Source organism: Nostoc sp. ChiQUE01b (genome assembly GCF_034531255.1).
In the GTDB taxonomy this organism is placed as follows: Bacteria; Cyanobacteriota; Cyanobacteriia; order Cyanobacteriales; family Nostocaceae; genus Nostoc.
Window position 1 is genome coordinate 65,262 of sequence record NZ_JAVRBM010000020.1, and the last position, 15,906, is coordinate 81,167.

At 40.2% G+C, this 15,906-nt stretch carries 10 protein-coding genes; 6 read left to right on the forward strand and 4 right to left on the reverse strand.

The genetic code is table 11. From position 1 onward, the window contains the following. Window positions 1-53: 53 nt before the first annotated feature. Window positions 54-485 (reverse strand): EamA family transporter, encoded by a 432-nt coding sequence (locus tag RMY63_RS15630; RefSeq protein WP_322729570.1) that lies wholly within the window; start codon window positions 483-485, stop codon window positions 54-56. Between the two features lie 736 nt (window positions 486-1,221). On the opposite strand from RMY63_RS15630, the gene RMY63_RS15635 reads away from it, so the two are divergent. The 3 genes from RMY63_RS15635 to RMY63_RS15645 all read left to right on the forward strand — a co-directional run bounded on the left by RMY63_RS15635 (window position 1,222) and on the right by RMY63_RS15645 (window position 6,792). Beyond that, window positions 1,222-3,129 carry a serine/threonine protein kinase gene (locus RMY63_RS15635; RefSeq protein WP_322729571.1) on the forward strand — a complete coding sequence of 636 codons (1,908 nt, stop codon included), beginning with the start codon at window positions 1,222-1,224 and terminating at the stop codon, window positions 3,127-3,129. Window positions 3,130-3,167: 38 nt separating this feature from the next. Then, window positions 3,168-4,460: a hypothetical protein gene (locus RMY63_RS15640; protein WP_322729572.1), complete on the forward strand. Its 1,293-nt coding sequence runs from the start codon at window positions 3,168-3,170 to the stop codon at window positions 4,458-4,460. 1,162 nt (window positions 4,461-5,622) lie between these two features. Continuing rightward, window positions 5,623-6,792: a PAS domain S-box protein gene (locus RMY63_RS15645; protein ID WP_322729573.1), complete on the forward strand. Its 1,170-nt coding sequence runs from the start codon at window positions 5,623-5,625 to the stop codon at window positions 6,790-6,792. Window positions 6,793-6,822: 30 nt separating this feature from the next. Here RMY63_RS15645 and RMY63_RS15650 read toward each other — a convergent pair whose 3' ends face one another. Beyond that, the gene (locus tag RMY63_RS15650) at window positions 6,823-7,512 is read right to left on the reverse strand and encodes a CPBP family intramembrane glutamic endopeptidase (RefSeq protein WP_322729574.1); all 690 of its coding nucleotides are present in this window, start codon (window positions 7,510-7,512) and stop codon (window positions 6,823-6,825) included. A 936-nt stretch (window positions 7,513-8,448) separates the two neighbouring features. On the opposite strand from RMY63_RS15650, the gene glpK reads away from it, so the two are divergent. From glpK to argC, 3 genes are all read left to right on the forward strand, one after another. Next, window positions 8,449-9,963 carry a glycerol kinase GlpK gene (glpK, locus tag RMY63_RS15655; protein ID WP_322729575.1) on the forward strand — a complete coding sequence of 505 codons (1,515 nt, stop codon included), beginning with the start codon at window positions 8,449-8,451 and terminating at the stop codon, window positions 9,961-9,963. 52 nt (window positions 9,964-10,015) lie between these two features. Further along, complete coding sequence (locus RMY63_RS15660) at window positions 10,016-10,468, forward strand: IS200/IS605 family accessory protein TnpB-related protein (protein ID WP_322729576.1); 453 nt, start codon at window positions 10,016-10,018, stop codon at window positions 10,466-10,468. Between the two features lie 69 nt (window positions 10,469-10,537). Next, window positions 10,538-11,533, forward strand: coding sequence for an N-acetyl-gamma-glutamyl-phosphate reductase (argC, locus tag RMY63_RS15665; RefSeq protein WP_322729577.1), 996 nt, complete (start codon window positions 10,538-10,540; stop codon window positions 11,531-11,533). 141 nt (window positions 11,534-11,674) lie between these two features. On the opposite strand, the gene RMY63_RS15670 is transcribed toward argC, so the two are convergent. Beyond that, a complete protein-coding gene (locus tag RMY63_RS15670; protein ID WP_416212521.1) occupies window positions 11,675-12,664 on the reverse strand; it encodes a DUF1350 family protein in 990 nt (329 codons plus the stop codon). Between the two features lie 366 nt (window positions 12,665-13,030). Further along, window positions 13,031-15,898: a hypothetical protein gene (locus RMY63_RS15675; RefSeq protein ID WP_322729579.1), complete on the reverse strand. Its 2,868-nt coding sequence runs from the start codon at window positions 15,896-15,898 to the stop codon at window positions 13,031-13,033. Window positions 15,899-15,906: the final 8 nt, after the last annotated feature.

Genomic DNA, 15,906 nt, shown 5'->3' on the forward strand with positions numbered 1-15,906 from the left:
TACCTGATGTACTTGAACGTTTTAATTTGTAAAACATCCTCTTAATTAAGATTTTAAATAATTAAAACTAAAGTGCCTACGACTACTAACCCAGTTCCTAAAATGATCTTCCAATTTAATGTTTCTCCCAAAAAAATGACTGAAAACAATAAAACTAATACCAAGCTTGATTTATCAATTGGTGCAACAAGGGAAGCTTTTCCTGCTTGTAAGGCTTGGAAGTAAAAAATCCATGATAATCCTGTAGATACTCCAGATAATAATAAGAAAATCATGGTTTTTTGGGATATAGCTAAGATATTAACTACGTTTCCCTGAAAAAATACAATCCCCCAAGCAACTACTAAGATGACAACAGTTCGGATTGCTGTTGCTAAATTAGCATTCACATTTTCTATCCCAATTTTGGCAAAGATAGTTGTCAATGCTGCAAAGCCAGCTGACAATAATGCATATATCCACCATGTTGTGGTGTTGCTTTCCATCTTAGCCTCCTGATTCACTAGTCATAAGTAGGTAGGTGTAAATAATTCTTGTTGGGATAAAGCAGGGGGACTCGGGGCCCCCTCTGGGGATAGGGGGAAGAGGGGGCAGGGAGCAGGGGGGAAAGAGTTTGAGCTTTATTTATTTTTCTTCACGCAGTTTGGTTTTATTGCACCGACTTACTTATCATGTCCGGTTAAACACAAGTCAATTGCGTTCGCCCTTGGCGTTCCCGAAGGGTACGAAGTGAAGCAATCGCAGAGACTTTGTGATTGCTTCTCTACGAGACGCTCCGCGAACGCTCCACTTGGTTGCGCTCGCAATGACATATCATAAGTAATTTAGCGGACATGATATCAAAATTAGCAGTGTAATTTAAGAAGAGTGTTAAATTCAATTACTTGTCTATCAAGTTTGACTTGCTAGGTTCGTAGTTTACGCTCTACCGTTTCACTCTCTTAGTCACTTAGCACTACTGAAGCTAACGATTCTCGTAGAACTTGCGCTAACTTAAATATCAGGAACAAATTTCAACTGCTAAAGGTCTTAAGTTTAAACATTTTATCAAATTTATTGCATTACTTAAGTTACTAATATGTTAAGCTGAGTATAATTAGATAATTACTAGTAGCATATATTACTAATATTCATCTAAGTTATGAAGCAATCATATTTGTAATACTAGTATTATCTCTGAATAAAGTTAACACTGAAAGTAACTAGGATGGGTTGCCCCAGATGAAATCCCCACCTTCTTCAAATTCTTGGAATGGTCGCTTCGTAGGTGATAACCAGCGATACCGTTTAGACAGACGCTTAGGCGGGGGTGGCATGGGAGAAGTCTTCGTGGCAACAGATACCCGTGTCGGTCAGCAGGTAGCGTTGAAGTTGCTCAAAGATACGCTAGTGGCATCGCTGGAAATGAGAAAGCGTTTTGAGCGGGAGGTGGCAGTTTGTGCTGCTTTGCAAAGCGACCACATTGTTAAGATTAGTGATTGTGGTGTAACCCCGGAAGGTTTTCCATTTTATGTAATGGAATATTTGCGGGGGCAAACGCTTGGGCAATTACTGCTGCGCCAAAAGCGGCTGTCTGTTGAGCGGACGGTAAAGATTATGGCGCAAGTTTGTCAGGGTTTACAGCTTGCCCATCAAGGAGTGACTCTCCAACGGGATGGCGGCAAAACCAGTGAACATATTCAGGTAATTCACCGCGACCTGAAACCAGACAATATATTTTTGATGCCGACAGATTTGGGAGAGTGGGTGAAGGTTTTGGATTTTGGTGTTGCCAAAATTCGTAGTGAATCTTCAGAAAATACCAATATTACAAATATAACTAGTACATTTATCGGTACATTTCGTTACGCACCTCCTGAACAAATCCAAAGCGATCGCAACCTGGATGCTAGAGGTGATATTTACAGTTTAGGGATTATCCTTTATGAAATGCTGAGTGCAGCCGACCCTTTTGGAATCAGCGTTAAGGGTAGTCATGTTAGTGAGGCTTCTTGGGTATTAGCTCACGCTTATGAGCCACCAAAACCACTGCGATCGCAACCAGGGTGTGAGAATTTACCCGTACAATTGGAAGCGGTGGTGATGAAATGCCTCCAAAAGAACCCAGCTAACCGATTTGCAACGGTAGAAGAACTGAATCAAGCTTTACAAGCTGCTGCAAAATTTGCCACAGATAATACTAGTGTACCCGGACAAATTACTGGGCGATCGCAACCTTCTTCTAATCAAGGTTCAAATCACGAAACTGTTCCCAGACAAGACGACACGATTGTGCGTCCTCCATCTGCATCCAATCAAAGCTCAAATCACCAAACTGTTCCCAGACAATCGAACGACGACACGATTTTGCGTCCTCCATCTACATCCAATCAAGGTTCAAATCACGAAACTGTTCCCAGACAATCGAACGACGACACGATTTTGCGTCCTCCATCTACATCCAATCAAGGCTCAAATCACGAAACTGTTCCCAGACCATTTAACCCGATTAAGCAAAACCAATCTGAGCAAACTGTTCCTCCCATTCAGGCTGGACAGAACCAAGGTTCAAATCACGAAACCGTTCCCCGACCATTTAACCCAGCTGAGCAAAATCAACAGAGTCCTGTGAATAATCCGAACGCCAGCAAACCTGATGTGACGTTATATCAACCACGACCAGCATCTAATCAAAGTAGTCAACAAGTACCACCAGACAAAACGTTGTTTCAACCACGACCTGCTTCTAATCAAGGCGGTCAACAAGTACCACCAGACAAAACGTTGTTTCAACCACGACCTGCTTCTAATCAAGGCAGACCACAAGTACCACCAGATAAAACGTTGTTTCAACCACGACCTGCTTCTAATCAAAGTAGACCACCAGTGCAACCAGATGTGACATTGTATCAGCCACGACCTGCTTCTAATCAAAGCAGACCACAAGCACGAACGGATGATACTATTTACCAACCAAGGCTAAGTGAGCAGCTAACTACGAAAATTACTCCCAATTTATTGCGAATCGTAGGGGTGGTGTTGGCTATTGGGCTGACTTTAGCAGTAGTAACCTATATATATACTCAATTTCAATCTGGTAAACAGCCAAGCAACCAGCAAAATTTACCTAAGAGCGACAATCGCATTTAGAACTAATCAGCTATGTCTGGTTAATTTTTTGAAAATATATGAAATTTAGAACCTTCAAATATCCTTTCGCACTCATCCTAGTCAGCTTCGGTTTTTTGCAGATAGCTGATGCTCAAACTCCTGTAGCTGAAAGACCCAAGCTGTCTCAGGAAGTTTCTGTACTTCGGAAACAGGGCCCAAGAGGGTTACAAGTATTTCTTAAATCCCATGCTAATACGTTAAATACCGCTTCTTCAGGAGCAGTTCTACCTTCTGCTGCACTTCGGGTAGCTTTAGATGAACTTTGTCAACAACGGGACTGTTACGCCTCTGGTTTGTACTGGTATACTGATATAGAACAAGCCAAAGCTGCTGCTAGAACCAGTGGTAAACCCATTCTATCTCTGCGGTTATTGGGTAGGCTGGATCAAGATTTGAGTTGTGCTAATAGTAGGTTCTTCAGGGTAGCGCTGTATCCGAATGTTGAAATTTCTAAACTGCTTCAAGACCGCTTTATTTTGCATTGGCAATCAGTGCGGCCTGTACCCAAAGTAACTATTGATTTTGGCGACGGACGCAAGTTGGAGCGAACGATTACAGGCAATAGCATTCATTATATATTGGATGCATCAGGTCGTCCAATCGATGCTATTCCGGGGTTATATAGTCCCAAAGCATTTTTGCGTCAGCTACAGCAAGCTGAATTAGCAGTAAAAAATTACAGTAAACTTACACCAAGCGATCGCGAGTCTTATTTAAGAAAATACCACAGCGATCGCTTAAATTCTATCCAAGCCCAATGGGTTGCAGATTTATCCCGCTTGGGTATCCAGTCTCCCCCTAAGTTGGTAGAAATTCCAAGCAATCCCAGTCAAGCACCTACAGCAGAAATAGCAAGCTCTCTAGCAGTTTCTAAAATGAGAGTTGAAACGCCAATGCTAACTGCTCTCCAGTCTGATGCTGAACGGAATCAAAATGCCTTAGCTGAAATTACTGACGAGAAAGTTTGGAACCAAATCGCTCAACTCTATGCTGCTGATATCAAGCTAGATCAAAACAGCATTTCTCTAATCAGAGCTAAAAAGTCTCAATCTGCCAACACTCAAGAAGATAATTTGCCGATAATAGTGAAAAAATTTGAAGCCACAATGGCTTTAGATACAGTCAGAAATGAATATATGCTGCACAGCCAAATTCATCAATGGTTTATGCAGGGTAAGCAAACAAGGAGTGTGGAAGCGCTCAATGAACAAGTATACGCCCAACTATTTTTAACTCCTAGTTCTGACCCTTGGTTAGGGCTTTTCCCCAGCGACAGCTACAGCGCCATTGATAATGATGGCATTCGTTAAACTAATAAACTGATCTAAGTAAAAAGGAGTGACGAGATTTTATAGCATTGACACCTCACCCATCACTCCTTATAACTTGCGCGTTGATTAGCTGTTACGCATTGTTAAATTACACCAGCTTACTACTTCATTTATCCTCTAACTAAAGAGGCGGATAATTATTAAGTTGATATGTGATTGCCTATACAAATATTTTTAACTTATTAATATTTGTATAGGCAATTCTAAATATATAGGACTCATATTTGATTGCGTGAAAAAAACTCAGTACACCTTTATTCTTTCTTCCCAGTCCCCAGTAAAGAGTCCCTAGTCTCTATGAGTAATTCTCCGAATCAAATCGGATTGCTATAGTAGTTCGACTATTGCTTGTTCTGAGTAGTTTTACTCTTACCCGTACCAGATAGTTTCATAATGAATTTGGAAATGGAAAGGCTCAGATTCCCAACTTATTTAAAGACATTAGGAAGGTCTGCGCTAAAGGAGAAATACCTAATGTGCAGGTTGCAATGATAGTGGAAATCATAACTAAACCCTACAAATAAGTAAGAGTTAGATTTCTGAGCTATTAGTATTAGCAATAATACTTTTAAAACATCCTTTTATAGAAGTTAGGAATCTTGTTGTGAATTTAATTAATAGGCAACGTATTCAGAATCACAAACAAACTTAACTTAGATTATATGTCTTTAGTAGTAGTTGCATAATTCTTGTGATGGAAGTTGGGGAAACTCTTATCAGTTACTCTTAGTAAAAATGGAAACAATCATCATTCGCACTAAATCATTCATCAGGGAATGAAAAAGCGGGTTTAAGAGCTGATTTGTAAAGAAAATCTGGCTCTTCAGCTCATTTTATGGAATCGAATAATAAATAAAATCTAATCATAGCCTGTGTTCCTTGCTATGACTTGATTTTAAATTTTTGAAACTTGCTATAAAACTGCGATTTTAATGCCGTACCATAAAACCAACGCAAGAGCCGAAAATCTTAAGCATATCCAATTCATTGCTGGGCACGACTTTGAGAAAATAAACGCTTTTATGGCTCAAATTCCTGAAACCCTTACGAATCAGAGACTTTATTGTAGTTTACAAATTAGCTGCAACAATCATAATAGATTTTTTGCTCAACTTCTGCAAGCAAGTAGCGGTTATTTAAGGTGAACATAGAAAAATTTATCCAACGCACAGAAATATTGCACAAGCGTTTGGCAGATTTATACCAAACTGCTAGTGTACTACCTTGGATTTCCCCGGATTTGTTGCCGGAAGCTTTTAAGGAACTCTATAACACCTCAAAGATAGTACAGTTAGCGGCGGAAGAACTTTATCAGCAAAACGATGAACTAGTAAAAACACGGAATTGGCTAGAAGCAGAACGCTACCATTACCAAGATTTATTCGAGTTGGCGCCAGACGGCTATTTAGTGACTAATACAGAAGGAATCATCCAAGAAGCTAACCTCACCGCAGCTAAGTTGTTGAATGTATCAAAGCATTTTTTAGTGGGAAAACCAATAGTTAACTTTATCCCTTTAGAAGAACGTCAGCAAGTTCGTCACGAACTGATACAGCTATCGCACTCAGACAGAGTTAGAGAGTTATTGGTACGTTTTCAACAACGTTATGGCGATTTCTTTGATGCAGCTTTGACAGTGGCAGTTGTTCGTAATAACCAGGGTAAGGCAATCTCTCTGCGCTGGATACTGCGTAATATTACCGAGCGTCAGCACTTAGAATCAGCAATAGTCAAGGATGACAGTGACATCTTCAACAATCGCCCCATACATAAATATGCTAAAGGAGAAACTATTCCCCTCAACCCATTAGTAATCTGGTATGTTTCTCAGGGTTTAGTTAAACTCAGTACCTACTGTGAAACGGGTGAAGAAATGCTGATAGGATTGGCAACAGCAGGAATGGTTTTTGGTTCTAGTTTGACATCTTTAAACATTTACCAAGCAACAGCCCTCGCTGATGTTGAGTTAGTGTCAATTTACGCGGTAGAGGTAGCAGCTTCTCCAACACTTAGCCATACACTTCTACCAAAAATTAATCAGCGGTTACAGCAAACAGAATCTTTTTTAGCCATTTATGGAAGACGGCGAGTACAAGAACGCTTCCACCATCTATTACAACTTTTGAAACGAGAAGTGGGTGAAACTGTACCAGAAGGAACTCGCCTAAGTGTTCGCTTTACTCACGAAGATATTGCTAGCGCCTGCTGTACCACTAGGGTAACAATTACACGATTGTTCGGCAAATTACAAGAAGAAGGTATAATCAGTTTCGACTTAAAAAAACACATTATCTTGAAAGATTTTGATTAATTAGTTTGTTGTAGATTAATTGTGTTTTTGTTAAGTAAAGATAAGTTGCCAGCCAATTAGGAAAATTGCTATATCTGCAAAAATATGGCTGATGTATCCAGGCCAAATTGAGCAATAATTTAAGTAGCACCATGACCAAACCGCGCCTGCTAGAAACACTCCTAATGAGCATAATGTTGTCGCACGCCAGTCAAAGTAAGCTGCCAAACCAACAATATGATGAATCGTAAAAAATAGTGCAGACAGTACTATAGCTAAAGGACTCGATACCAACATTTCACATTTACGATAGACAAACCAACGCCAGACAAATTCTTCAAGTAAAGAGTTGACAAATATCCAATACACTGAACCTACTAAGTAAATTAAAAAACTGTTCAATCCAATTTGCTTTGCTCGATCGCGAACATATTCAATATCTATCCATTTTGCGCCCAGTAACCAATAAACAATCAAGATGATGCATAGCATTAATAGCCCTAATCCGACTCCAGCCAATAAATCGCGTCTTTTAGGATATTCAAATTTTAAATTCTCTTTATCGACAAATAACAACCAAATAATGGGTAGTACCAACAACCAGATTTTAGATAATAAAGCTACTAAATGTCCTTGGAAGCCAGGAAGAATATACATTTGAGTGACAATGCCAAAGCTTGGAACTGGCACAAGCAACAACAGAGCTAGTAGTGCATTTCGATTTGGGTTAGATTTGAACATGCGAAAGTTTTGTTGTATTTCGATGGTTTTGACTTTTAAACATATCTATTTTTATAACCATAGTTTTGATATTAAGTTTGGATGATTAATTATAATAAAATCTATCAACTTATATTGAGTTTAATAGTGGTGAAACCTAACATGAACAAAGATAAAAAGTTGGGTTTAATTCTTCAACCCAACTTACAGGTATAATGTGTAAGCAAACATGATATTAAACGTAGTGCCAACTTCTTGATATCATTTGGTAGGAACAGACCTTTTGCCTGCACTACTCTGGTTTTCAAAATTAACGAGGATTACTATTACTTATTATCTGTAAACTATAAAACATGAGTATTATAATCAAACTTGAATACAGTGACACTTTGTACTTTGTCACATAAATTTAATAATAAAGCTTGTATAATTTTGTGTGTAATATTCCTTTGATCGCAGCATTGATATAATGATTTATCGTAAATCAAGGGGTTTAAGACCCCAACCAAAACACGTAGCGCGGAGTCGGAGCCACTCTGCCTCCAGTCAGTTACCCTGCGGGATCTTGCTACAGTTGGGGTTTAAATCCCCTTCTGAAAATGTCTAAAATGTTTGAATTTTGAATTTTGAATTGTTAACAAAGTTTGGGGGTTTAAGTCCCCTGTCTCTATAGACAGCAGGTTTTGTATCGGGGTTAAATCCCCGTTACAAAACGTAATTGCGAATTGCGAATTGCGAATTGCGAATTGGTTTAATGTGCTGCAATGCTGTGAAGGATATGGGATTTGATGCGGACATTAATATCCATCATGATAAGTATAGCTTTGCGTCAAATCCTAATATTATACAAACAGGGAATTCAAAATGTAGCCAAAATAATGTATATCTGATTAAAGGCGTATTGCTAAAATCGCTATCTCTAGGTTGGGCTACGCCTACGCAGCATTAAAAGCGGCTATGCACACACTTAGTAAAAAAACTCCATCATCAGGCTACATCTTAGCACTGGATTTAGGTACGACGGGCAACCGCGCCTTTGTATTTAACGCAGATGGCAAGATTGTTGGACAGGCATATAAAGAACTAACTCAGTATTATCCTCAGCCCGGATGGTTAGAACACGATCCTCAAGAAATCTGGCAGGATACCTTTTGGGTGATCCAAACCGCAATTGAAAATGCCCAGATTGCGCCATCAACGATCGCAGCTTTGGGACTAACTGTACAGCGCGAAACCTGTTTGATTTGGGACAAAACTACTGGTAAACCACTCCATAGAGCGATCGTCTGGCAAGATCGCCGCACTGCTCCCCTTTGCCATCAATTACAAGAACAAGGCTACGCTGAAGAAATTTACGATCGCACCGGATTAATCATTGATGCTTACTTTTCTGCTACCAAGCTCAGATGGCTATTAGACAATTTTACTGATATTGACCTGAACAATGTCTTAGCAGGTACTATTGATACCTGGGTGCTGTGGAATCTCACAGGTCGAAAAGTCCACGCCACTGACCACAGCAACGCCAGCCGTACAATGTTGATGAATCTCAAAACCTGTGAATGGGATGAGATTTTACTGGATCTGTTTCAAATTCCGGCTCATATTTTGCCCCAGATTCAGCCGAGTTTAGGAGTATTTGGAGTTACTGATGCTACTTTATTAGGCGCTGAAATTCCTATTACTGCTATCTTGGGAGATCAGCAAGCAGCTCTATTTGGTCATGGCTGCGATCACCCAGGTTTGATGAAATGTACCTACGGTACTGGTAGCTTTTTGGTTGCTCACACAGGCTCTGAAATTGTCCGCTCGCACCATCAACTCCTTTCCACGGTGGCATGGACACAAGCAAATTCCAGGGAGACTTTAGATGTAGGTTATGCCTTAGAAGGCAGTATGTTTACTAGTGGCGCTTGTATCCAATGGTTACGCGATCGCCTAAAGCTGATTAAAACTGCTGCTGAAACTGAAGCGATGGCCAATCAGGTAAAAGATAATGGCGGAGTCTATTTTGTGCCCGCATTTAGTGGATTGGGCGCACCCTACTGGGATATGAGCGCCAGGGGAGCCTTTTTCGGCATTACCGCTAGTGTACAACCAGAGCATCTAGTTCGCGCCGTCCTGGAAGCGATCGCTTATCAAGTTCTAGAGGTGGTGCAAGCAATTAACGCATCTAGCAATACTCCAGTTGGGCGATTAACTGTAGATGGTGGTGCTTGTGAGAATAATTTCCTGATGCAGTTTCAATCTGATGTGTTGGGTATTCCAGTTGAACGAAAGGTAATGCGCGATACGACCGTTCAGGGTGCAGCATTTGCGGCAGGTTTAGCTGTAGGATTTTGGGAGAGCTATGAAGCACTGGTGAAACAACGGCAAATTGAGCGTGTGTTTGAGCCGAGGAGCGATTTCCCCTTGTCCAACTTTGGTACTTGGCAAAAGGCAGTGAAACGTACTCTGGCTTGGGAGGAGTAGCCCTTAACGAAAAACGAGTTAAAACGAAAATTCATATCCTGAAAGGGGGAAGGTGAAGGAACAAATACTAGTTATCAATCATTTAGTCTCTAATGACATTGGAACATTAATAATAGGAAAGAATGACGCGTGGAAGCAAGACTTAAACATCGGAAAACGAAACAATCAAAATTTTACGCAGATTCCACATGAGAGATTTATTCATCAATTGAAATACAAAGCTGAATTAGCTGGAATTGATGTAATCATTACTGAAGAATCTTACACAAGCAAAGCTTCTTTCCTAGACTTAGATGTAATCTCAACTTATAAAAAAGGAATCCAACATACTTTTAGCGGTAAACGGATTCAAAGAGGATTATATAGAACCAAGTCAGGAAAACTTGTTAATGCAGATGTCAATGGTTATTATAACATTATAAAAAAAGCAATCTCAAACGCTTTTAGCAATGAGATAGAGGGTTTTGTAGTACACCCAGCAAGGTTAAACTTGCAAACTAGTTAGTAGTCAAATTTGTCTACAAAACTAGATACTATTAATCAGTCAAAATATCACTCACATATTAAGAAGCGCATGACTACTAAACCGAAGATTTTCATTGATGGGGAATCGGGAACCACAGGCTTACAAATATACTCACGCCTGAACCAACGGGATGATATTGAGTTAGTTAGCATTGAAGCATCTAAGCGTAAAGATGCAACTGAGCGAACCAAACTCATCAATGCTGTTGATATTATCATTCTCTGCCTGCCTGATGATGCAGCCCGCGAAGCTGTTAGCTTAGTCAGTAATACTAGGGTTAAGATCCTTGATGCTAGTACTGCCCATCGCACAGCTAAAGACTGGGTATATGGCTTCCCTGAACTAAATCCAGGACAGCGAGAGAAAATCGCCAGCGCCCAGTTTGTCAGCAATCCGGGCTGTTATCCCACAGGATTTTTAGCTTGTATCCGTCCGTTGATTGCCAAAGGACTCCTGAACAGTAACTTTCCCATCACCGTTAATGCAGTGTCAGGTTACTCTGGTGGCGGAAAGAATCTCATTAAACAGTATCATACCTTCCACGAACAGCAAGCCGGCGCAGAGTCGCTCTACCCTTATGGTATCTACGGTTTGCAGTTTGGGCATAAGCACGTCAAGGAAATGCATCAGTATTCAGGGTTAGCATCACCGCCGCTATTCGTACCCGCAGTGGGAGATTTTGAGCAAGGGATGCTGGTACAGATACCTTTACCACTGGCGACTTTGGATAATCCACCATCAGGTAAGATTATTCATCAAGCGATCGCTGACTACTACCAAAGTGAAAAGTTCGTGCAGGTTGCTCCATTCCAAGATTCTACTCTGCTGAGAGACGGAACATTTCTGGATGCGATGTCTACGACGGGCTACGCCTACGCACTGAACGGTACTAATATTGTTCAGGTTTTTGTATTTGCCAATGACACTACCAAAGAAGTCTTGCTAGTTGCTCGTCTTGACAACCTGGGTAAGGGCGCATCAGGAGCCGCAGTCCAAAACCTCAACATCATGCTCGGTTTTACAGAAGAGTCGGGATTGTCATGAAAGATAGTTAGGGAATGGGGAGCAGGGACAAGGGGACAAGGGGAGATGAGAGAGTGAGGGAGTGAGGCAGAAGAATTAATAACCAATGACAAATGACCAATGACCAATGACAAATGACAAATGACAAATGACAAATGCCCATTATCTCGATTTTTCTTTCAGTTCCTCAAGCAATTGAATTACATTATGCTCAAATGCTTTGTTTCGCTCTTGGACTGATTCAATTAACGGTTTATCAAAAAAATTAATGACATACTTACCGAACTGAATACCTAAAGGTCTTAAATGTCCACCTGCTAAAGTCTTCCGAAAATTTTCAGGTGGCTTTTGCAGAATATTAGTAAACCATTCACAGGTTGACTTAGCAATATTATCTGATTTGAAACAGACTAAACCCATAATATTAAATAGCCCACTATCCTTGATTAAATGCTGGGTTTCTTCAACAGCTGGTTTCACACCCCAACCGAGATTATCAATGATATCCGCTAAAAATTGAGGACGAATTGCGCTCCCTGTGTCAGCAATAGCAGGTGCTAATAAGATAGAAACCTGCCCTTTGATGAAAACATTATTAATTTTGATTTCCCGACCTACATAAGTAAAAATTAGTTTTTGAACTTCTACAATTTTTTGTTGAAGCTCCTCAAATAGAATGTTAATATCTGCAATAACACTTTCTATCTGTGACTCATCAGAAGTATGAGCTAACAGGTTACGAATAAACTGCTCTCTATCTTGAGGCTCTGGAGGTAGAGCAGTAAATCCTTCTAATAAAGAGATATATTTACAACCAAGGCTATGTCCAATCCAAGAAAAGTTTTTATCATCTAGATAGGCTTCATAGTCATATCCCTCAACACTTGCCATTCTCACAAGCTCTGGCAGAATTTCATACTGTTCTCTCATGAGAAAACCAGCTTCTAGATAATGGTTAAAACTAAAATTAAACGGCAAAAGAATAATTGTATATCCTTGCTCAAATAGAGATTGAAGCAGATAACGATAAAAAAGCATAGGGCCAAATGTACCAAAGAAAGCCCCCGCAATAAATTGAATTACTCCTTTAGGCTTTGGATGTAGAGCAACCCAACTGTGAGAAACTGGTTTAAATCTCAGTTTTAGATTCATATTTACCATGACTTATTTGTAGGTATATGCTAAATCTCCAAACTGAAATTGCTGCTTTTCGGATTATTCAAAAGATATTTTTAGGACTTACGCAAAACATAACGAAAGTAGCGGTAATTCATCAATTACCGCTACGCAATAATCAGGTTTTCAGGCACATCTTGCGTAAGTCCTGATTTTTACAAAACTGCAAATAGGCAGAACTCTCCTAATAGCGTTAACAAAGTTTGGGGGTTTAAGTAAAGAGCCTAACGACGGTAGAACGTTTTGTGTAGGGGTCTAAATAAGAGTCACAAAACGTAATTGCGAATTGCGAATTGCGAATTGCGAATTGGTTTAATTCCCCCTAGTTAGCCGTGGTTAAAACTATTTCACCTGAGCGCGGAAGCGGACAAAACCATAAGAATTAGCTGGTGTACCCGATCCGGTGGCTGCGGGTAGATTGGGAAAACTTGGGACTGTAATATTGACCACTACTGCTCCATTGGTGTTAGTACCGCAGTAGGATGGAGTACTTGAGTCGTTAGCTGTATAAAAACGCCCGCGATCGCTATCTGCTACATTGGTGAGATAAAGCGTAGGTGTAGTAGAACCAATAGCTAGGGCAATTCCTCGATCTGCTGTTGGTAAGCCACCATCATTAGGAGTCATACCATTAAAAGCAGTAGGAATCAAAGTAACATTAGTCGGAACTAAGTCACAGAATTTCACATTAGTTGCATTACCAAGACCATTGGAAAGAAAATATATAGTGTATTCCAATTCATCTCCCGGTTTGACAGTACCAGCATTAATTAATCCTCGCAAGTAGCCAACAGGCCATTTAGGATCGCTATCATCAGTAGCATAAGGTTCTGGTACATAGTTGCTGGCATTAGTAGCAACGTCACTGCGACCATCCACAATATCAGTTAAATCTTGGTTATTGAGGCGGGTGATGCGTTTAATTAACAATAAGTTAGGATTAGAATTAATAACATTTAATACTGTAAATAAAGTGGGGTCATCATCTGCCGTACTGGTAGGATTATTACCAATATTTACACCATTATCAGTAATTTGCAAGAACGAATTACCAAGAGTAGGTGGATTATTGGTAGCACCAGCAGAATCTGCATCTGTGAACACTGTACCAATAGTTCCTGTAGGATTATCGGGTGTGTTAAAAGTAGCATTTGCTTGGTTACTAATTGGATTACCGCCATTGGCATTATTAATCGTGGCAGTAATTTTAATGGTAATCGTATCACCTACACGAAGAATTCCAGAATTTGTCACAGCAACAACACCAACACCGTTGTAACTGGGATTGAGTGTAATGTTATTCCCTGAAGTTGCAGCAGTAATTGCTGCACTTACAAAGGTTAACTGTGAGGGTAATGAGTCGTTAATGACAAAGTTAATTGCATTGCTATTACCTGGATTCAGGTTGGAGTAAGTAATGGTATATTCGATGCGATCGCCTACAGTCACTGTTCCACTACTATCATTGTCTGCGAGGAAGCGAACAGATTTGGTTCCTATGACATTGGCTTGAGTATTAGTAGTAATTACCAAGGGAGTAGTGATTGCTTGACTTGGAAAATATGTCCAAGTATCTATTCCCTTAAAGTCACCATAATTACTACTAAATTCATGTTCTCCTGACACACTATTAATTCCTCTAGCAGCATTACGCGGGCTAGTAGCTCCCGTACCATTTAAGTTAATCGTTATACCATTAGCGGTAGTATAATTGTTGTCGTTGTAATAAATGGTAGTCGATCCAATCTGCTGGCCATTTTGATCTACAAGGTTAGGAAAAGCAGCAGGAGGATTTTCCATTGTGATTTTAAACCCCAGCGGATTATTTTCAGCATCCAACATGGGAAAGTGATATTCACCCGATCGTGTTGTGATTATGGCATTGTATGCTGCATTTCCTGGTAGAGGTTGGAGATTTACCCCACTTGCATTCTTCCCATCCCAAAACACCACATTTGAGCCGACAGACAACACATTTTGTATTACTCTATCGCTACTAGGGTCAAAAATGCCATCATTATTGGTGTCAATAATTATTTGATAGCTACCAGTTGAGGCAGCTTTGAAGCTAAAATTACCTCCCACACCTACAGAAGTTTGGTTCCCACTACCTCCAGTACCGCCAGTGAATTTGAACGAAGTCGGTACTGTGGGAATCGTCGCTGCAATAGGAATACTCAAAGAATTGAGGGTTGCGGTGTCGGGTCGATTGAAGAAAACTAGGTGGGTAATGTCTGTTGTAGTATCAGAAACATTCGGATCTTGGACTCGCACATTGCCGCTAAAGTTCAAATTATTATCAGTAGCGCCGCCAGCAGAATGGTAAACAGTGCTGTTATTTGTTTTATCAATATATCCCCGGTTATTAGCAAAAAAGATGAAGCCAAAGGGATCGACTCCATTCATGTCAGTTTCATAACGATACCCATCTTTGGTTTGAATATAAAGCTTAGAGTTGAGTGCTACGGGAGTACCACCACTGGCATTTCCTCCCATATTCATAGCGATATAGTTAGTAAAAACTCGCCCTTTTTTGGCAACACCGTTACTATCCCGAACTGTGATATCCCAAGCAGCTACCCCTGAAAGTTGAGTATTACCTGTAGGAAATGCCGCCGTTGCAACTGTTGGCGGCGGATTGCCTGTACCACTTGTATTTACAGAACGAAATTCAACTTCGTAAATACCAGTTTCTGTAGCGACGAAAGTACAAGGGGTATAGCCACCAGCATTAGGTAAAGGGCCGGCCGTTTCTTTGGCAACGGTGTCAATCCAACCAAAACCAGTAGCCAGAACATCACAAGAGCCATTTTGACTACCAAAGGGACTGCGGTAAACGATATCTTGTGGGTTTGAGAAACTAGTATTCACACTAGAGCCAAGATTAACTGTTTCTCCTTGTTGAACATAAACTTTGAGTATGGTTTTCCGAACAATACCTGCCAGTAGTAAATCTGACCATTCCAGGTAAGGTCTGTATCCACCATCAGAAACTAACTCTTTGCTGCCTTCAGCCCAGCTAGGTTGGATACCATTTCCTAAAATACATAAAAAAAAGCCCAAGCTACTGAGCCATAGTTTTTGGCGACTACTTGTTAATGGCTTTTCCATAGTTTTTTTTACTGGGTTATCCACAGTCAAAGAAAATCTATCATTTTTATCAATATTTACTGTGGCGATCGCTCTTAATTTCTTAAATAAAGATTTCATGATTTAGT